Here is a 20,938-nt window from a genome sequence, read left to right as displayed (position 1 = left end):
CAGAATTTGTCTGGCGGCAACAGCGCGGTGGTCCCACCTGACCCCATGCCGAACTCAGCAGTGAAACGCCGTAGCGCCGATGGTAGTGTGGGGTCTCCCCATGTGAGAGTAGGACACTGCCAGACATTCAATTAGCCAGAGAAGCCATCCTTAACCGGATGGCTTTTTTGCATTTGGGGATTATTAAAAAAATATCGCCTTAAAGACGATAGTGATTTAAAAATTACAGAACGCAAAAAAATCATAGAGTCCAAAAATCACTTCATAGATTGATACAAGCTATAGCCCGCTATAGCGCCAGCTACATCATAAGCCATATCGTGCCAACTCCAGCCCGTTCCAGATGGACGGCTATCATAGAGTTCTTTTGCTGCACCAAGACTGATTGAGAGTAACATACCAAATCGAGTACTTTCACGATGTCCCCAATGTTGACGATCTCCATATGCGTTTCCGGCGGCTGATACAACCGCAGAAAATAGAAAATGTTGCGCTTTATCTTTGCCAATCCAATTATCATTGGCTTGACGCATATTAGAGCAAGATATATTTAATAGGAGAGGTGAGATTATTAATATATTTTTTATGAGGGTGATGACAGTTTTCTTCATCTTAATTTAAGCCATGATTTATTTTTTTAAAATCTTAGCTTATTGATAAATAAGATACAAAAATCCCCTCTCGCAATAACGAGAGGGGATTCAAAAACTGATAATTATTTATCTATATTACAGTATCCTGCTGATTAATCGATCAACTCGAATGCGTCGTAGACGGCGTATCAACTTACGAACTTTAACAGGATAGAGCTGGATATTCTCCAGTTCCTGATAATTGCTGATAATTTTTGTGTGGGTGCGAATGCAATCCAGCTCCATAGAACGTTGTTCTTGCATTTCTTGGTGAGGATCGTGGATAAGAATGGCATTTTCCAGATCCAAACCCCAAGCTCGAGGATTGAGATTATTACCAGTAATCAACTGCCACTTGTTATCAACCCAGATACCTTTTAAGTGATAAGTATTATCTTGATCTTTCCATAACCGAATGGTTAATTGCTGGCTATCGATAAATTTTTGTAACCGACTCGTAAAGCGACGCAAGTTTATTTCATACAGGTAAGGCAATGCCCCGATGATCTTAAACGGTTCTTCTGGTGGGATATAAAAATCATTGGCTGTTTTGTCTCCAATGATGATCTCAACTTGTTTTCCTTGGCGAAGTAGTCGCGATATTGCCCGTACCAAAACTGCTGGTAAATTGAAATAAGGTGTACAAATCACCAACTTTTTTTCAGTACAGGCCATCAGATGGCAGATCGTTTTATTCAGTTGGTTCTTTTTACCTAAACCAACAAGAGGTGTCACTGCCAATTCTTCATTTGAAGCTTGATTTTCGAATTGATATTCAGAATCTCGTAATGAAGCACGGAATTGGCGGATCAAATTTTTAATTTCAAGACTACGAGGACGATTGTGACAAGCCAAATTTCTTACGGCTTCAGCGCTGAGCATACTATCATCGAGAAATTGCTTCATGATTGCTGCAAGTTTTGCATTGTGCAGCAAGTGATAACGGTCATAACGGTATTTTTCATGGCGATGTAGATAAACATCATTAATGCTGGCTCCGCTATAAATGACTGTATCATCAAAAATAAAGCCTTTCAGGTGTAACACACCCAATGCCTCACGTGTGTTCACAGGAACACCCAGAATGGGAATGTTGACCTCAGGATAGCCTTCAGCCATGGAACAGTACCAATCTGCGTTTGTTGCCGCTGCTTCTACGCCAATGCGACCACGTTGAGCACGATGCCAGTCAACTAGGATTTTAATGTCCAGTTCAGGGCGTTTTTGTTTGGCAACATACAAAGCAGTCAGAATATCCCGCCCAGCATCATCGTTTTCTAAATATAATGCCGCGATATAAATATGCTTTTGGGCGTTCGCTATGTGTTCCAGTAAGGTGCTGAGGAACACTTTAGATTGATAAAGTGTTTCTATGTCAGCAACTGACTGCGGTAGTTTAGGCAGTTGCGCAAGGTGTTGTTGGTGTTTTGCTTGTTTAAATTTGGACAACATCACAGTGCGTTTTTTCTCTTAGTTTAGACGGAATATGTTCCATCATAAGGTGTATGAATCAAAATGATCTGGCGATGATACCATTAGTTTGGCTCATTGTTAGTATGAATTAACGTTCCTGAGCTGATTGCTTTAAGTCTGTGCGATTCATCACGAAGTGAGGTTTTTCTCCATCTTCATTAGATACACGCTTAAATCACACTTTAGAGTTTTAGGACAAGATTAACAATGCCATCCTCCAACTGGATATCAATAGCAAATCCAAGCTTCTTGGCAAGTTGAATCATATTACGGTTTTCCGGCATAGTAATCGCATTCAAAACTTGAATACCGTGTTCTCTTGTGTAATGAATCAGCTTAGTCATGAGCTGATAGCCTAACGTAATTCCCTTGAGATCTGATCGCACTAATATCGCAAATTCTGCTTCGATATTATCGGGATCGGCCATAGCACGGGCAACACCGATAATTTCAGGTGCCGTCGTAGGGTGACGTATCGCGACAAATGCCATTTCCCGATCATAGTCAATTTGGGTCATGTTGGCGAGATCGTCATGAGTGAACTCGCTGATTTCACTGAAATAACGGTAATAAAGATCTTCTTTTGTCACTTGGTCGATAAACGTTTTCAGCAGAGGTTCATCTTCCGGCAAAATTGGGCGCAGCAGACATTCAAGATTGTCTTTTATAGAGATAATTTCTTCCAGCTCATTGGGATAAGGGCGAATAGCAAGTCTCTTGCGAGGATCGCCTGCTACCGGAGTTAATTCCATCGTTACATCCAATAGAGTGAGTTCATTACCCGATACAAGTAGCGGGTGAATGTTCATGCGAGCAATTTGCGGACAATCGATCAGGAGATTGGATACCCTAACCAACAATTGACTGAGTAAAGGGATATCCAGCGGCAATAATGATCCCCCTGATTTTATTTTGCCTCCCTTAATTGCTTGAATGACCAGATAACGGGCTAACGCCATATTCAGGGGAGGAAGGGCAACGGCAGCTTGTGTTTCATCAATCCAATCAATGCCCCCTTCTCCCAGCATGATTAAAGGGCCAAATATTTCGTCTTGCTCAATAGAGATTCTCAATTCTTGTGCGCCAGCTCGGTTAGCCATGCTTTGTACTAACAAACCGTGAATTCTGGCTTGTGGGAAGTTTTGTTTGACACGCTCAATAATAGCCTGTGCTGCTGTTTTGACTTCATAGGAATTACGCAAATAAAGCATAACCCCTTGAACTTCAGACTTGTGCGGAATATCTGGAGATCGGAGCTTCAGTGCAACGGGATAGCCAATTTTTTCAGCAATATTGACCGCATCATCACTGTTATGGGCTATCCAGGTCGGTAAGGTATTTAAGCCATAGGCTTCAAGAATAGGTTGTACTTCATGAGTATCTAATCGGATATTTCCATTTTCAAGAGCCTGTTGTATGCACTCATGAGCACGAGCTGTATTCGATGTAATGCCAATTGGCAGGGAGGGTGTCTCTTTGAGTTGTTTTTGATTTCGTTGATATTCCACCATATGCATAAATGCTGTAATTGCGCCTTCTGGTGTGCGATACGTTGGAAGTCCTGCCTCACTAAATAGACGTCGAGCTTCTAGTGAAGAATATTCTCCGCACCAATTAGTGAAAATGGTGGGCCATTTTCCGCGCGGATGTTCCTTAATTGTTTGGATGACTCTGACCGCCGTAGATTGGCTGTGAGATATCGCACAAGGAGAATGAATTAACAGTAAGGCATCATAGTCATGGTTATCTAAAAGCAGCTTAAGTACAGCAATATATTGCTCGGTAGAGGAATCATCACCGATATCTAAGGGATTGCGTAGAAGAAGCGTTTCGGGAAGTATGCTGGATAATTCACTGATCGTTTCTTCATTTAACACGGCGAGTTTTCCGGTTCTCCTGAGTAACTCATCTAGCGCCATCGCAGCAGGTGCAGCTCCATTACTGACGATTAACAAGCGCTCTCCGCGCAGTGGTCGCATAAAACTTAATGTTTCCACAGCAGAAAACATTTCATGCGTATCTTGTACACGCAGTAAACCGGCACGCTGAATAGCAGCATCATAGGCAGCATCGAAATTCTGTTGTTCCCCCAGTAATTGCTGAGCTTTTCGTGTGCGACTGCTTTTTACAACCAGAATGGGTTTATTGCGTGAAGCGCTTCGAGAGGCAGAAAGAAAACGCCGGGCATCACTGATATGTTCGAGATGTAACAAAATGGCACTCGTCTTGCTGTCTCTGGCTAGGAAGTCGAGTAGATCATCAATATCAATATCAACACTATCTCCAAGAGCAATAAAATATGAAAAACCGATATTGCGATGATGAGCCCAGTCGAGGATCGTATTTGATATTGCTGCTGATTGCGAGATGAAAGCCAATTTACCTTTCAGGATAGGAATAGGGGAAAAACTGGCATTCAGTCCTATCCAGGGCGCCAGAATGCCGAGGCTATTCGGTCCCAGAATGCGGATATGATATTTCTGGCTATATTGCTTTAGTTCGTTAAACTGCGATGGTGGCGAGGATAGAATAATAACGGTTTTGCATCCGTATTGAGCCAGTTGTTCCAGCAACGATAGATTGCGGCTGTGATGGGTGCAAATGACAGCAAGATCGGGGAGCAAGGGTAGCTTATCGATAGAAGGATAGGCCAATACACCCAGGACAGCATGCTTGTTTGGTGTTACGGGCAGAATGGGGCCCGTAAAACCGCCCATCAGTAAATTCCGCATTAACATTGAGCTGGCTTTTTCTTGTTTTTCAGAAGCACCAATAACAGCAATAGATCTGGGGCGTAATAATGCTTCAAGTCCGCGCTGGCTCATTTCTGGGATTCCTCATGAGTTATTACATCAATAAACAATCACTATAGATTAAACAGTTACCATGAATAACTTTAGCCACCATCAGTTACTTTAGCGGGGATTGTCAAGAATTACTGTGATTGACTCCCCGGACGATTAGATTTCCCAGCCAGATATTGTTCACGAAAATGATTGAAATGGCCGAGTAACGAGTGTGAGGCTTCAATATCCCCGGCCAATTCTAGTGCAGCGGCTGCAACTTCGGCAGTACAATGCTGTTCTTGTCTGGACGGAACTCGCAGTAAATAGTCCATTTTGGCAATATTGTTAATAGACAGCAGGGGAATATCATCCAAATATGAGCTCTTGCGAAACATTTTCCTTGCCTCAGGCCAAGTACCATCCAATATAATGAACAGCGGTGGTTTCTGGTTATCAGGAAGCTGCTGATACACAGTACGAGGAGGCGTGGCATAGCTGTCTGGGAATATCAAATAGGGCTGCCGGGTTGGATCGTCCAACACCTCAAGCATTTGTTGATCGGGTTCGGTTCTGGACCAGAGAAAAGCGTGTGTATCGGGCAGTATATCTGCAATTAACTTTCCAGTATTGCTGGGTTTCATAGGCTCAGTATCAAACATGATGAGACAGAAGCGGCTCTCCGCGTTTGCGGGTGAGACCATTTCACACAGGCAGTTTTTTTGGGGCAATAAACAATGCAAGCAACGTTGTACTCGGCAACCCCTAGCCTGAAACGGACGGGTAGAACGGGCAAGGCGGTGTTGGCGAAGCTGATAAACGGCGTTGTTATTTCTCATTTAAGAACTCAAACATGTTCGTGGATAAAACCAGTAAAAATTAGCGGATATTTTAATGGATTGTCGTTGCCAGAGGTAGCTTCGGGCGCGCACATCGGGTAATCTTCGCGCCATAGCGCAGTTGGAGAAATAAATGAACGATTCCTATAGTGGTAAGAGCGGTAAAGTCAAAGTGATGTATGTCCGTAACGAGGACAATAACGATAATCGTAAAGACAACGATCGTCGTAAGAATGGGGACAACCGTAAAAACAATAAACGTCCGTTTGGTAAAGGGCGTGAGCAAAGTGACCGCCGTCGTGATAATGAACGCCCTACGCGTTCAGACGAACGTTCTCCTTGGAGAACCGTTTCTCGTCCAGAGGGAGAACCACTTAAACCAGAACATAGTGGTATCAGTGGTAAAAGTTATATCGATCCTGAACAGCTCCGCCGCCAGCGTTTGGAAGAAACCCGTATCTATGGGGAAAATGCTTGTCAGGCAATGTTCCAGAACCGCCCTGATGCAATTGTTCGGGCTTGGTTTGTTCAATCAATCACCCCACGTTTTCGCGATGCCCTTAAATGGATGGCAGCAAATCGCAAAGCTTACCATGTGGTTGACGATGAGGAACTGACTAAAGCATCAGGTACGGAGCATCATGGTGGCGTTTGCTTTTTGATCAAGAAACGCAATGGGATAGATGCAGAAACCTATTTGCAGCAAGCACCAGCAAAAGATTGTGTGTTGGCATTGGAAAATGTAGGTAATCCACATAACCTTGGTGCAATCATGCGTAGTTGCGCACATTTTGGTGTGCAGGGCGTAATCTTGCAGGATACAGCGATGTTGGAATCAGGTGCGGCTGTCCGTACAGCAGAAGGTGGTGCTGAGCATATCAAAGGCATTGATGCTGATGGTTTCACAGCTACGCTGAATAAATTCCGTGACGAAGGCTACTCCATTGTGACCACATCAAGCCATAAAGGAAGCACAACACTGGCACAAGCAACATTGCCAGAAAAAATGGTTTTGGTATTAGGGCAGGAAAGTGATGGGTTAAGCGACAGTACTTGGGAAGATGGTGACATTCGTCTTTCTATCGGTGGTACTGGTCGGGTAGAAAGCCTAAATGTTTCTGTTGCAACAGGCATTATGCTGGCGGAATGGTGGCGTCAGAATAAGGTTTAATTTAGTTGAAAGTAGAAGGGAATAGTTTACTCTTCTTTATTAATGAGGCCCTGACTATTTAGTCGGGGCCTTTATTTTACCCATTAATTTGTTGAATCTGTTTTTATTCCTGTGATAGTGAATGCTCTATAAAACTAAATAAAAACATATTTAATTATTTTTTAACTAAATTATTAACTACGTCTTATTACCCCTAGTTTTTAATAACCCACATAAAATTTATGTTATTTATGGTTTATCCATATTATTAGGCCGCTCTATTAAATAGGGTAGCTAATTTCTCTAAATATCTTACTTTTTAGGGTTGTTAATGGTAATGATTTTAATTATCATTCCATGAATTAAAAAAGAAATACCATAGAGTTCGTGAGCCAGAATTAATACCCACTAGTTGGATAGTGATATCCAGGAATTTATATAAAGATGTATCACTCTGTCAGACCATGTTTTGGAAACAGGAGTATGCAGGATATGAATGAAGGGCTTTATTAAATGTGTTTGTTGAATACTCATCAGGGTCATCAGACCTCCCATTTAACTAGGGAAAATTGGTTACACGCCAACCAACATCTTGTAGCGAAAATATTGCGTGAACTTTGCCATGAAAAACTCATCAAGCCAGTACATCATGGCAAAGAGCAATTTTATTCTGTTGAAATAGATAAATTTCAGTATCATTTTCAAGCACAGCCCTATCAGCTTGATCATTTGGATATTGATGCTGCATCGATAACTAAACTTTGTCATGATCAATTGCAACCTTTAGATGCTATTGAATTGATTATTGAGTTGCAGCCATTATTGGATATTTCTGATAAATTGCTGCCAATTTACCTTGATGAAATATCCAGTACGCTCTATGGGCATGCCTTTAAATATGAAAACAATCGGCTGACTGCACAGGATTTAACTCAAGCGGATTATCAGACGGTGGAAACATCAATGAGTGAAGGGCATCCGGTATTTATTGCTAATAATGGTCGCATTGGTTTTGATGCCGATGACTATTTAGATTTTGCACCAGAAAGTGCCCATCCAGTGACATTAATTTGGGTTGCGGTACATCGAAATAAAACGGTTTTCTCTTCACTATCCTCGCTTTCTTATTCACAGTTAATTGCAGAGGAATTAGAAAAATACTTGCCTGCTCAGTTTGAGCGACAAATGCAGTCATTAGGATTGAATTTGTTAGATTATTATCTGATGCCTTTACATCCTTGGCAATGGAAACACCGTATCGCCATTAGTTTTGCTGCGGATATTGCTAAACAGGAAATTGTTTATCTCGGTAAAGGTCATGATCGCTATTTGGCCCAACAATCTATTCGTACATTTTTTAATATCAGCCAGCCTAAGAAAAACTATGTGAAGACTGCGTTGTCAGTTCTCAACATGGGATTTATGCGTGGATTAGATCCGCATAGTATGGTGACTACTCCACAAGTTAATGAATGGCTTAGCAACTTGGTAGAAGCAGATGATTTCTTTCAGGAAAAGGGATTCACCATATTGCGAGAGCGGGCAGCGATAGGTTATTTCAACCACTACTTTGAAGCAGCTATTAAGAAAGATAATCCACATAAAAAAATGCTATCTGCATTGTGGCGTGAAAGCCCAATGACGATTTTGAAAGAGAATCAACGCTTAATGACAATGGCTTCATTATTACACGTTGATCGAGAAGGTAATTCGGTAGTCGCTGCTTTGATACAAGATTCGGGCTTAATAGTTGAAGATTGGGTATCACGTTATCTGGATGCGTATCTTTCTCCATTATTGCGTTCTTTCTTCACCTATGATCTGGTTTTTATGCCACATGGCGAAAATCTGATGTTGGTATTGGAAAACAATGCACCAGTAAAAATGCTGATGAAAGATATTGGTGAAGAAATTGCCATCTTAAATGGTGAGCTTAAGCTACCTGAAGAGATTAATTTCTTGCATGTCGTTATCAAGGATGAAATGAAAATAAACTACATCTTCCTCGATATATTTGACTGCTTTTTCCGCTATTTGATCCCGCTGTTGCAAAAACATCTTGCATTGTCGGAACTACGTTTTTGGGAATTGGTCGCCCATTGTGTTCACAGGTATCAATCACAACATCCGCATCAGATAGAGAAATTTCGCAAATTTGATCTATTTAAGCCTGATTTTGTGCGTACTTGTTTAAATCGTCTACAAATGTCGAATAACCAACAGATGATAGATCTTGATGATCGCGAGAAAAATCTGAAATTTGCTGGAACGTTAGTGAACCCACTTCATGCTTTACGCGAGAAATATTCTGTTGCTGTTGAGACAGACGAGTGATGGAAACATCAAAGTGAACATAACAACAAATTATTTTGGTAACGGGATGAACAGAGTGATTAATCCAATTTTGCAACCAAATTATTTAACCAAAAGAACCGTGCTTTCTCTGATGATCCCGCTCATTTTGGCGGGAAATAGTGTAGCTATGGCAGAAGAAGCACAAAGGAAGGAAGATAGGATTGTTGTAACGGCTGCATCGGTAGAACATGAAGGTGTCACGGAAGATACGGGCATGTATAACACGTCATCAATGGTTACATCGACAGGTCTGAATTTGTCTGCACGTGAAACACCACAAAGCGTCAGTGTTATGACTAAACAGCGCATGGTGGATGAAAATTTGGATAGCGTTAAGAGTGCTATTGATAGCATCACAGGCATGACAGTTCATCAGGCTGATAGTGATCGTTTTACCTTTTCTTCAAGAGGAATGACGGTCAGAAATATGTTGCGTGATGGTGTACCTACTTTTTACGACATCCGTTTTAACTATGGTGATAACTTGCTGGATACCGCCATTATTGATCGGCTTGAAGTGGTGCGCGGTGCGGCAGGACTGATGGTAGGGCCGGGTACACCTTCAGCGGCAGTTAATGTAATCCGTAAACGCCCAACCAATGATTTTCGTGGTGAAGCGACCTTGGGTGGTGGTTCCTGGGATAAATGGCGGACAGGCTTGGATCTGTCTGGCCCATTAAATGAAAACGGAACTGTCAGAGGGCGTTTTGTTACTGCTTATGAGCGCTCCAATTCGTTTATTGATCGTGATAAACATGAGAAATATCCTTTTTACGGCATTCTTGAAGCGGATCTAACAGAAAATACTTTGCTGAGCATTGGCGCTGATTATCAAATCAACCATACCCGCGGTGGAATGTTTGGTGGTTTGCCGATTTATTTTAAAGATGGCAGTAAAACTGATTACAAACGTAGTAACAGTTATGCGCCTGATTGGGCCTTCTCCAAAGTTCGTTCATTTTCGACCTTTACCAGCTTGCAACACAAATTTGATAATGGCTGGAGTGTGAAAGGTACCTTTACTTATGACAATAACACGCTTGATCAAAAAGTATTATGGGCGACCGGTTTCCCTGAGCGTGCAACGAATGAAGGGATGTATCCGGGTAATATGACGTTGATTGACGGATCTCGTCGCCAGCGTAATTTTGATTTACAGGCAAATGGTAATTATAGGTTATTAGGGCGCACGCATCACGCCAGCTTTGGGTTGAACTACCAGAAACAAAATTTCCAGAATGATTACTATTATGCCACTTGTATGCTTGAGAAAAATCCAAATGAAAACGATCAAGCTAATACAGGAAAAAGAAATAATTGTAATTACTTAGGCGATTTTACTCGCTCCTCATGGGGCTATGCCGAGCCAACATGGAGCCAACAGAGAACAACGGGATCTCATGGTTATATTGAACAAACCGCAGGTTATGCTGTTACACAATTTTCTTTAGCTGATCCGGTTACCTTGATCCTTGGTGGGCGTGTCACCAGTTGGAAAACTCGTGGTGATAATTTTGGTACATCGCAAAATGCCAGTTATAGCGATCAATTCGTACCGTATGGTGGATTGGTTTATAACGTAACGCCGGATTTTTCAGTTTATGGCAGTTATACCAAAATTTTTGATCCAGAAAGCCGTATTGACCGTAATAACCAGCTCCTTAAACCCGTCTCCGGTGAAAACTATGAGCTCGGTCTGAAAGGTGTTGCCTTGGATAATGGACTTGATTATTCATTAGCACTTTTCGAAATCCGACAAAATAATTACACAGTTGATGATAATTCTGGAAAACCGAAAGCTCCCGAAATTCCAAAAAATGCCAGAGTTTATTATGCAACCAATGGAGTAAAAACCCGAGGCTTTGAAGCCGAAGTCAGTGGTCAGATTACGGATAATTGGCGTATTTATGCAGGTTATACCCAATTCCGCGCGACAATGCCAGGTGGTAAGCGTACCAATACCGAAGATCCAAACCGTTTATTTAAATTGTTCACGACTTACACTTTATCTGGTGTGATGAATGATTTAACGCTGGGTGGTGGTATTAATTGGCAGGGAAAAACATGGCGTGACCTTACCGGGCCTGATGGAAAAGTACGTCAAGATGGTCAAGGTAGTTTTGCCACGGTTAATTTAATGGGACGTTATCAATTCACGCCAGATCTTTCTCTGACAGTGAATCTGAATAACTTATTCGACAAGAAATACTACACCTCGTTTGGGAGCTATACCCAATATTATTACGGTGCACCACGTAATGTTGAAGCGACACTGCGTTACAAGTTCTAACTAAATTACGTTCATAACTAAGTCACGGGCGGCGGCTATGTATTTTTATCCATTTGGGCAACAAGCAGTAGAAGGTAATAGGCAATGGTTTTGATACGTTGCAAGATGCTGGTCGCCATGCTCTTGATATTGCTGGTAGGTTGTGACAAACCAGTAACTTCAAGCAAGTTGCCGACGGATGCTGTCGGTTATCCTAAAACAATCACCACTGCGCTAGGTACGGCGGTGATTAACCAGCCGCCGCAACGGATTGTGGCGTTGGGAACAGGTACGGAAGATATTCTACTGGATTTGGACATGATTCCTGTTGGCATTGAATCTCATCGCTGGGGAGGAGATGCAGAAGGTTATTTACCGTGGTTCAGGGAGGAGATAGAGCGTCGTAGTGCAGAATTGCCTGTCGTTATTGAAATGTACCCAGAATTAGACGTCGAAAAGATCATTACCTTGAAACCGGATTTGGTTCTGGCAACACAGTCAGGTATTACGCGGGAAAATTACGATCACTTATCCCATTTTGTCCCGGTAATTGCTTATCCAGAAAAACCGTGGCAGACGACACCACGACAACAAATTGAGCTGGTGGCACGAGCATTGAATAAAACAGAACAGGGTAAAAGGCTTGTTACTGAACTGGATACCCTGTTAATTCAATCAGGAAATAGTATCCCCAATATTGCTGGTTACCGTTTTGCCTATATTAAAGCAGGAACAACCGGCAACACTTTGTCGATTTATGTCAAAAACGATCCACGTGTTGATACGTTGGTGCACCTTGGTTTATCCCTGCTTCCGTTGGCCAACTCTTTAACTGCGCCTTTTGGCAATTTTGCTGCCAATATCGGTCTGGAGAACGCTGACTTGCTTAATGGAGCAGATATTTTGGTTACATGGTATACCAGTGAAAAAGAGCGTCAGGAAACAGAAGCTCAACCCCTATTCCGCTCCATTCGTGCAGTTAACCGAGGGGGATATATTCCGCTGATCGATCAATCAATTGTGATGTCCATGTCTTATGGTTCACCGCTTAGCTTACGCTGGGGATTACCAAAATTTATGCCGTTGTTAAAGCAGGAGATAGCAAAACATGATAAACCCTAAACGGCGAATCGCCCTTATTTTGGGGTTAGTATTCATGGGCATGCTGACCTGCCTTTGTATAGCTGCCAGCTTAAGCTTAGGTTCAAAATCATTGCCCCTTTCAGCAGCTTGGCACCATTATTGGTTGGGAGATAGTGGAAGTTATTATGATTTGGTTATCAATGCTCGTGAACCGCGTACACTGATTGGTTTAATGGCTGGTGCAGCGCTGGCATTAGCAGGAGCAGTAACACAAGGATTACTACGCAATCCACTGGGCGATCCCGGTTTATTGGGCGTAAATGCGGGGGCCGCAGCTACAGTGGTATGTTTCTCTTTCATCCCAGTTTTAGACGGAATGCCCCGATTCTGGACAGCGTTTATTGGCGCAAGTCTGTCTACGCTTTTGTTTTACCTGCTTAGTGGCGGATCACGTAATACCAATCCTGCCCGACTGGTTTTGACTGGAGCCGCTATTAATATCTGTTTGTTTGCAGTGGTACAAGGTGTCATCTTGCTAAATCCACAGGTGTTGGATAGTTATCGTTTTTGGTCGATTGGTTCATTAAGTTCCATGTCATTCAGTGAAGCCAGTTTGTTGATCCCTTATTTGCTGGTGGCAGTGATATTAACGCTTTCTTTGAGTTCTTCCTTAAATGTGATGGTTTTTGGTGAAGGAATAGCAGGCTCATTGGGTGCTAATGTTGCCAGAACCCGAATATTATCTTTGTTAAGCGCCACGATGTTGGCTGCCGCTGCGACAGCAATGGCCGGTCCTATTGCGTTTGTTGGTCTGGCTGCTCCTCATTTAATGCGAGCATTGGTGGGTAGTGATTTCCGCTGGTTATTACCTTATTGCCTGCTTGCGGGTTCTTGCTTGCTTCTGATATCGGATGTTGTTGCTCGATTACTGATAGCGCCAGAAGAAATCATGGTTGGCATTATTACGGCGAGCATCGGTGCACCTCTACTTTATCTGGTTGCGAAAAGTCGCTCTCCAAAAATGATGGCGGAATAAATGATGACACTGATACATTCGCCAATTAAGCAATCAAAAACGAAAACATTTAAACTGGGAAGCGCCGTTTTGCTTGCACCTTCATGGCAAGTGAGCAGGGTAGTTTTTTCTGTTTTACTGCTCATTGTGGTGTTCTTTTACCTGACCTTAGCGATAGGCAGGGAAGGGATTGATAATCCTTTTCTGTTGATAGAAACGCCTTATCAGGAATTTATTCTTATAAATATCCGCTTACCAAGAGCGTTAGTGGCAATTGGTGCGGGTATGACATTGGCACTTTCCGGTTCCCTTTTTCAGTTCACAACCCGCAATGCACTTGGCAGCCCGGATATCATTGGCGTTAATGGCGGAGCGGCTGTGGGGATTATAATGGCAATGGTTATTTGGCCCGATGTATTGCCTGTTCCATTGGGTGCACTATTGGGAGCTATGCTTGCTGTCTTATTGGTTTATCTCGGTAATGGCGCGGGAATCGGAAATATGTCGGTTAACAAGATCATTATTTCGGGAATTGCGATTGCTGCATTGTGTACAGCATTTGTCGATTTTGCCTCTTCGAATATCCGGCTTGAACAGGCTCAACAACTGAAATCATTATTGAGAGGTAGCCTTGCCAGTCAAAATTGGCAAAATGTTGCGCTGATTAGCGGCATGGTGATTTTCATTCCTGCTTTGTTTTGGTTAGGCAGGCAATTAAATTACACCCATTTTGGAGATGATCTGGCTAATACTCTTGGTGTCCCTGTGCGTCTTATTCGGGTTGTCAGCATATTATTAGCCGTGACTTTTGCCACCATGTCAGTATTGGTCGTAGGACCAGTTGCATTCATTGCTTTGTCTGCCCCGCAAATTGCCCGACGTTTGGTACAACATAAGGGTATTGCACTGTTTTGTACTGCATTGGTGGGCGCGTTGCTAATGCTGGCTTCTGATTTAATGACTTTGATATTACCGACCTCAGCCCGTCTACCAGTGGGGGTGATTACGGCTGTGGTGGGTGGAGTCTATTTGATGTATTTACTGTATGCCGAATTAAGGAGAACACGATAATGTCATCGGATGCCCATTCCCCAGAGATAGCTTCACGGCTGAAAGCCCATGATCTTTCACTGGCATACGGTAAAAGAACCATAATCAATGGTGTTAACCTTGCCATTCATGATGGTGAATTTAGTGTCATCATTGGTCCGAACGGATGTGGAAAATCAACACTGCTGCGGGCTATCAGCCGCAGTATGCCGCCCCAACGTGGGGAAGTCTTGCTGGATGGAACCAATATTCACCATCATAAGCCTAAATCAGTTGCTCGTGAGTTATCTTTGCTGACACAAGGTGCTGTCGTTACTGAAGCACTGACAATTTATGAGCTTGTTTCTCGTGGGCGTTATCCCTATCAATCTTTCTTACGCCAATGGTCGGCAGAAGATGAGCGAGTGGTCAATGAAGCTTTGAAGGCGGTGGATTTATGGGACATATCACATAAATTGGTGAGTGAACTGTCAGGTGGACAGCGTCAGCGTGCTTGGTTTGCTATGACACTAGCCCAGCAGACACCCATTATTTTGTTAGATGAACCAACAACTTATTTGGATATTTCTCACCAGATTGAACTGCTTGATCTTTGTCAGCGCTTGCATCGGCAAGGTAGAACACTGGTATTGGTTTTACATGATATTAACCTTGCTCTGCGCTACGCCTCGCGTCTGATTATGATGAAAGATGGTCAGGTTTATGCAGAAGGTGTTCCTGAGGAAATTGTAACAGTACAAAATATTGCCGATGTATTTGGTTTAGTATGCCGGATTATTCGCGATCCTGAATCTAACAAGCCATTGATTATTCCTAAATATATGCCCATAGCTTAAAATGAATAATAGGAGAATATGAAATGACCGGTAAAAATAATCATGACTCCATTAATTTGGCATCTGAAATATCCATTGAAGATATCATTGATTTATTTGATGGTGCATTTAGCCATTTTAATTCATCATTAAAAATAAATGCAGAAAATATTCCAGAAGAAAGTATGAGGTTTTATCAATGGTCTAGTGAAGATGAATTCTTGCTATTGATAAATCGTTACCAAAATTCATACTATAGTAATAATAATTTAAAACCAAATCAAAAAGGGCTTTATTCTTTATGGACACAATGGTATTTTGGATTAGTTGTTCCACCAATGATGTTAATGTTGTTAGAATATCCTCGAGCTGTTGATACAGATTATAATCTGTTTCAAGTGGAGTTTCATGAAACAGGTAGACCAAATATCGTTTATTATCAATTAACGTGGATGGACGAACCAATATCTTTATTGGAGCGTTATCGTTCTATGTTGGATAGGCATATTATTCCTGTGTGTGAAAAAATTGAAACGTACCGAGGAATAAATGGACGTTTATTGTGGAATAATATTGGTTATGTTATGCACTGGTACTTAGATAATTTCAAAGAAAGGATCGATAAAGAACAATATAATACACTAATACAGAATCTTTTCTTTGAACAAACCCTGCCCGATGGCAGGGATAACCCGCTTTATCGGACAGTGATTATGAAAAACAGTTCCATACAGCGTCGTTGTTGCTGCCAAAGAAATAAACTACCAGGAGTAGGGAATTGTCACGATTGTCCTCTTGAATCTACTGCATAAATAGAAATTTTTCATTTATTATAAAATAAAAAATCATTATGGATGTTGATATGTAATGGCCTTTATGGATTAATGAAGGCATTTGGTTATTTTAAAGAATAATGTCGAGCAATTATATATAAATATAATATATTTCGAGTTTCAGATGGAAAATCAGAGCTTGAAAAATAAAGAGTATAAAAGTTAAGGATATATTATGCCTGATAAAGCTTGCCTTAATTGCTCGCTTGTACTGCCAGCCGTGATTGCAGAAACAATAATTGGCGTCATCCATTCGTCAGTAGATACTTGGGATCAAAGTGCTGATGGTACATTAATAGAGCATAAAATCAGCTATATGGTTTACCTGCTGATTTTCATAAATTGCGTATATTCTCTTCATCAGTCAGCTATTTTAGTACTCAGAAAGCAGCGGCAATATTGGAGTTACCACAAATCTTTTTTTCCAACCTGTGAGTTGCGGTGCCGTTTTCGTCAAATATAAGCAGCATTTACAAGAAATTGTGGATGAGATCGTTATGCAGGGAAACCTGTTATTGACGGATCTTGCGTTCTCCAATGATGAACTTACTAGAAAACAATAATCGTTCTTTCCCAAGTCAGTGGTATTTAGCATTTATTAGGAACAACCATGAAAACTAAGATTTATGATTTTATCGCTATTGGAATTGGCCCATTTAATCTGGGTTTGGCCTGTTTGGTACAACCGATCCAAGAGATTAGCAGTTTGTTTATTGATCAGAAACCTGCTTTTGATTGGCATCCGGGCATGATGCTGGAGAACTCCACCATGCAGACACCTTTTATGGCAGATTTAGTAACATTAGCATCTCCTACTCATCCATTAAGCTTCCTTAATTATATCAAGCAAAAAGGGCGTATCTACTCGTTCTATATTCGAGAAAGTTTTTTCCTGATGCGCAAGGAATACAACCAATATTGTCAGTGGGCTGCCGAACAGTTATCCAACCTGCGTTTTAATACACGGGTTGAGAATATCAGTCATGACGCTATATCTTCTCTTTATACCTTGCATTGCATAGACACATTAACGGGAGATAAGCATAAGTTTTTCTGCAAAAAATTAGTACTTGGAACAGGGCCTTCCTCTTATATCCCAAAATGTTGTCGTCCTTTTACTGTACAAATGGTGACATCAGGAAATTATTTAAAAAATAAGGCTGCTTTACAGCAAAAGAAATCTATCACTGTATTAGGAAGTGGACAGAGTGCGGCAGAAATTTTTTACGATCTGCTTCAGGATATTGATATTTATAGCTATCAGCTCAATTGGGTAACACGTTCTCCACGTTTCTTTCCTCTTGAATATACTAAGCTGACATTAGAAATGACGTCACCTGAATATGTGGATTATTTCTACGGTTTGCCGGAAAAAAAGCGTGAAGCACTGAATCGTACGCAAAAATCGCTTTATAAAGGCATTAACAATTCACTCATCAATGAAATTTTTGATTTGATGTATATCAAGCGACTAAATGGGGAGTTGGATGTTGCGTTGTACACCAATAGCGAATTACGACAAGTACGCCAGATAACAGAAGAACAGGGCGCAGATAAGAAACTGGTGTTGGATTTATTCCAGCAAGAGCAAGAAGCAGAATTTTCTCTGGCTACGGAAGGTGTGGTACTTGCTACTGGTTATCAGTATCAAACACCTAGTTTTATCGAAGGCATACAACATCTTATCCGCTGGGATAAGCAAGGGCGTTATGACGTTCAACGAAATTACAGTATTGATCATAACAATGAAATCTTTGTGCAAAATGTTGAACTGCATACCCACGGTTTTGTGACACCCGATTTGGGAATGGCGAGCTATCGTAATTCACGTTTGATCCAAGAAATCACAGGAGCTGAACATTATGTGATAGAAAAAAGTATTGCATTCCAACAATTTGGTGTTGTTAGTGAAGAGGTTATCTGATGTCCACTGTTATCTCTGTATCATTTGAAAAAACAGTTCCTGAGTTGGGTACATTTTCCTTGCGTCCGTTAGTTCTGGCAGACGATATTGAGGTTATTACTGATTGGGTTAACCGAGATTATGCTTATTATTGGGGAATGCAAGGTCAGACTAAGCAGCAAGTAAGCTATTTCTACCAAGACTTACTTATTCGCCAGCCTGATTCCGTCTTTATCGGTGCATATCAGGGGCAACCTGCTTTTTTGTTGGAATGCTATCGTGCGCAAGAGGATCTGATAGGGCAATATTACCCAGCACGTCCTGATGATATGGGAATGCATATCCTGGTTGCTCCGCCAGAACAAAAAATTAGGCAATTCACTTGGGGAATTTTTCAGACAGTGGTTGCATTCATTTTCAGTAATTCTGCAATCAAACGTATTGTGGTTGAACCTGACATACGTAATGAAAAAATTCATCGTCTTAACTTACGGGCAGGTTTTGTTTACGAAAGAACAGTACAGTTGCCACACAAAACTGCCGGGTTGGCATTTTGTACAAGGGAGCAGCATCAAATGGCATTACAAACAGACATATTATCAGAATTGACTAATCAGAATCATTGTTTTGTCAGCCACTTACATCCAGCTATTTGGCAGAAAGTTAATCGTCTGCATTTGAAGAAAGCCATTTCAGAATTTGCCCATGAATGCTTATTGTTTCCAGAGCAATTGACGGAAGAAACGGATCAAGAAGGTTATTACAGTTATCGCTTAGATAATCATGAGTACTCAGTTAACTACTATTTTCGAGCTCGTAGACTGGCATTGGATCACTGGTTGATCGACTCTGACTCATTACGGAAAATGCAGGATGGGGATTGGGTTGAGCTGGATTTCATCCATTTTATTATTGAATTCAAAAAGCAACTAGGTATTACTGATAACGTGATGCCGACTTATCTGGAAGAACTGACCAGCACATTGCATAGTAGTGCGTTTAAGTATCACCGTACGGGTATCAAAGTGGAAGAGCTGGTCAATGCCGATTTTCAGACAATTGAGGCAGAAATGATGGAAGGGCATCCCATTTTTGTTGCTAATAATGGGCGAATTGGCTTTGATGCAGAAGACTTTAAAAACTTTAGTCCTGAATCAGCTTGTGATATGCGTTTAGTGTGGTTGGCAGCACATAAGAGTAAAGCCCATTTTGCTTGTATTGAACAACTCAGCTACCAACAACTGTTAGAACAGGAATTGGGGCAATCTGAGATTGATAAATTTAACCATCAGCTTATTCTTTTGGGGCTGAATCCAGAAGAATATCTGTTCATGCCTTTTCATCCGTGGCAATGGCAAAATAAATTGCCTTCTGTATTTGCTCATGATATCGCCAACCGGAAACTTGTGTATTTAGGTAAAGGAACGGATGCTTATCAGGCTCAGCAATCAATACGAACGATGTTTAATCGTAGTCATCCTCAGCGTTATTATGTTAAAACGGCTCTCTCGATTCTTAATATGGGATTTATGCGGGGCTTATCGCCTTATTACATGGCGACAACACCTGGTATTAATGATTGGTTGTTTGATTTGGTACAAAAAGATAAAGTTTTGCAAGGCTGTGGTTTCCGGATTCTGCGGGAAGTAGCCAGCATAGGGTTCAGAAATAGCTACTACGAACAGGCTATTCAGGGAGATACACCTTATAAGAAAATGATGGCGGCATTGTGGAGAGAAAATCCATTACAATTGATTGAGCCGAATCAAAATGTGATGACAATGGCAGCGTTATTACATCATGATCAACATGGAAAGGCGTTTTTACCAGCCTTGATAGCTGCATCAGGATTGCGAGTTGATGAGTGGGTACATCATTATCTGAATTGCTACTTCGTGCCATTACTCCATTGTTTATATGCTTATGATCTGATGTTTATGCCACATGGCGAAAATATCATCATAGTGCTGGAAGATCATGTTCCACAATATATTTTTATGAAAGATCTGGCAGAAGAAATTTTGGTCATGGACTTAGATGCGGAATTACCGGAAAAAGCCAGTCGGGTGAAAGTTGATATGCCAGAAGAGATGAAAACGTTAACGATTTTGTCCGATGTATTCGATGGCGTATTCCGTTATTTGGCTGCAATCCTTCATGAGCAGGCAGAATATGCACAAGAAAAATTCTGGCAAGCTGTAGCGCATTGTGTTTTAGATTACCAGTCTCAGCATCCGGAATTTTGCCAACAGTTTGAACGTTATGAACTGTTTACATCAGAAATTAAACGCTGTTGTTTGAACCGCCTGCAAATTGCTAACAACCGTCAGATGCTCGATTTATCTGACCCAGCTCAGAGTTTTAAATTTGCGGATAATTTGGCTAACCCAATTGCTTCATTTGCTAATCACTTGGTGGATACTCTTTAGTGAGCAGCTATAAATTTTCTATCTGAAACGTTTAAACCTCACTGACAAAGGTGAGGTTTTTTATTTTCTTTTATCCCCTCGGCATATCTTTATATCAATATCTCATTGAATAAATTATGAACAAAATTATTTTGATATCGAAATTTTTCAACAAGATATACCAATTTCATCTACTTTAAACGGTCTATTCATATGGAGAACTTTGCCATAGGAATGAAATTTCAGTATGACGGAAAGAGGATAAATTGAAGATATGATGAATATTTTTCATAACGGGAGCGAATGCTCCCGTTACTATCAAAGTTAATC

General features: G+C 41.3%; 14 protein-coding genes, 1 rRNA gene and 1 pseudogene. 12 read left to right on the top strand and 4 right to left on the bottom strand.

Going from position 1 to position 20,938, the window contains the following annotated elements; genetic code table 11:
• The first annotated feature begins 9 nt into the window (after nucleotides 1–9).
• Nucleotides 10–125: ribosomal RNA gene (gene rrf, locus Xenpb_RS03325) — 5S ribosomal RNA — on the top strand.
• Between the two features lie 132 nt (nucleotides 126–257).
• Here the strand turns inward: rrf and Xenpb_RS03320 are convergent.
• The 4 genes from Xenpb_RS03320 to Xenpb_RS03305 form a co-directional block, all read right to left on the bottom strand.
• The gene (locus Xenpb_RS03320; protein WP_187653070.1) at nucleotides 258–611 is read right to left on the bottom strand and encodes a YfiM family lipoprotein; all 354 of its coding nucleotides are present in this window, start codon (nucleotides 609–611) and stop codon (nucleotides 258–260) included.
• 117 nt (nucleotides 612–728) lie between these two features.
• Nucleotides 729–2,084: a CDP-diacylglycerol--serine O-phosphatidyltransferase gene (gene pssA, locus Xenpb_RS03315; RefSeq protein ID WP_187653091.1), complete on the bottom strand. Its 1,356-nt coding sequence runs from the start codon at nucleotides 2,082–2,084 to the stop codon at nucleotides 729–731.
• Nucleotides 2,085–2,287: 203 nt separating this feature from the next.
• Nucleotides 2,288–4,930 (bottom strand): bifunctional acetate--CoA ligase family protein/GNAT family N-acetyltransferase, encoded by a 2,643-nt coding sequence (locus Xenpb_RS03310; RefSeq protein ID WP_187653069.1) that lies wholly within the window; start codon nucleotides 4,928–4,930, stop codon nucleotides 2,288–2,290.
• 110 nt (nucleotides 4,931–5,040) lie between these two features.
• Nucleotides 5,041–5,727: a tRNA-uridine aminocarboxypropyltransferase gene (locus tag Xenpb_RS03305; RefSeq protein WP_187653068.1), complete on the bottom strand. Its 687-nt coding sequence runs from the start codon at nucleotides 5,725–5,727 to the stop codon at nucleotides 5,041–5,043.
• Between the two features lie 133 nt (nucleotides 5,728–5,860).
• Between Xenpb_RS03305 and Xenpb_RS03300 the strand changes: the two genes are divergently transcribed.
• From Xenpb_RS03300 to Xenpb_RS03250, 11 genes and pseudogenes are all read left to right on the top strand, one after another.
• The gene (locus Xenpb_RS03300) at nucleotides 5,861–6,898 is read left to right on the top strand and encodes a tRNA/rRNA methyltransferase (RefSeq protein WP_187653067.1); all 1,038 of its coding nucleotides are present in this window, start codon (nucleotides 5,861–5,863) and stop codon (nucleotides 6,896–6,898) included.
• 492 nt (nucleotides 6,899–7,390) lie between these two features.
• Complete coding sequence (locus Xenpb_RS03295; RefSeq protein WP_255523007.1) at nucleotides 7,391–9,211, top strand: IucA/IucC family siderophore biosynthesis protein; 1,821 nt, start codon at nucleotides 7,391–7,393, stop codon at nucleotides 9,209–9,211.
• Nucleotides 9,212–9,266: 55 nt separating this feature from the next.
• Nucleotides 9,267–11,522 (top strand): TonB-dependent siderophore receptor, encoded by a 2,256-nt coding sequence (locus Xenpb_RS03290; RefSeq protein ID WP_368666793.1) that lies wholly within the window; start codon nucleotides 9,267–9,269, stop codon nucleotides 11,520–11,522.
• Nucleotides 11,523–11,606: 84 nt separating this feature from the next.
• A complete protein-coding gene (locus tag Xenpb_RS03285) occupies nucleotides 11,607–12,623 on the top strand; it encodes an iron-siderophore ABC transporter substrate-binding protein (protein WP_187653066.1) in 1,017 nt (338 codons plus the stop codon).
• Nucleotides 12,610–13,620: an iron ABC transporter permease gene (locus Xenpb_RS03280; protein WP_187653065.1), complete on the top strand. Its 1,011-nt coding sequence runs from the start codon at nucleotides 12,610–12,612 to the stop codon at nucleotides 13,618–13,620. Before Xenpb_RS03285 ends, Xenpb_RS03280 begins: the two co-directional genes overlap by 14 nt.
• Nucleotides 13,621–13,623: 3 nt before the next feature.
• On the top strand, nucleotides 13,624–14,670 hold the full coding sequence (locus Xenpb_RS03275; RefSeq protein WP_187653088.1) for an iron chelate uptake ABC transporter family permease subunit: 1,047 nt from the start codon (nucleotides 13,624–13,626) through the stop codon (nucleotides 14,668–14,670).
• Nucleotides 14,670–15,485: an ABC transporter ATP-binding protein gene (locus Xenpb_RS03270; RefSeq protein ID WP_187653064.1), complete on the top strand. Its 816-nt coding sequence runs from the start codon at nucleotides 14,670–14,672 to the stop codon at nucleotides 15,483–15,485. Before Xenpb_RS03275 ends, Xenpb_RS03270 begins: the two co-directional genes overlap by 1 nt.
• 23 nt (nucleotides 15,486–15,508) lie before the next feature.
• On the top strand, nucleotides 15,509–16,276 hold the full coding sequence (fhuF, locus tag Xenpb_RS03265; RefSeq protein WP_187653063.1) for a siderophore-iron reductase FhuF: 768 nt from the start codon (nucleotides 15,509–15,511) through the stop codon (nucleotides 16,274–16,276).
• 208 nt (nucleotides 16,277–16,484) lie between these two features.
• Nucleotides 16,485–16,705, top strand: a pseudogene (locus Xenpb_RS03260) (decarboxylase); the annotation flags it as partial.
• A gap of 202 nt (nucleotides 16,706–16,907) precedes the next feature.
• The gene (locus Xenpb_RS03255) at nucleotides 16,908–18,221 is read left to right on the top strand and encodes a lysine N(6)-hydroxylase/L-ornithine N(5)-oxygenase family protein (protein WP_187653062.1); all 1,314 of its coding nucleotides are present in this window, start codon (nucleotides 16,908–16,910) and stop codon (nucleotides 18,219–18,221) included.
• Complete coding sequence (locus tag Xenpb_RS03250) at nucleotides 18,221–20,629, top strand: GNAT family N-acetyltransferase (RefSeq protein ID WP_187653061.1); 2,409 nt, start codon at nucleotides 18,221–18,223, stop codon at nucleotides 20,627–20,629. Before Xenpb_RS03255 ends, Xenpb_RS03250 begins: the two co-directional genes overlap by 1 nt.
• Nucleotides 20,630–20,938: the final 309 nt, after the last annotated feature.

The sequence above is a fragment of the Xenorhabdus sp. PB62.4 genome (assembly GCF_014467285.1).
Lineage (GTDB): Bacteria > Pseudomonadota > Gammaproteobacteria > Enterobacterales > Enterobacteriaceae > Xenorhabdus.
Note: the sequence above shows the minus strand (reverse complement) of the source record. Positions and strands in the feature narration are given on the sequence as shown.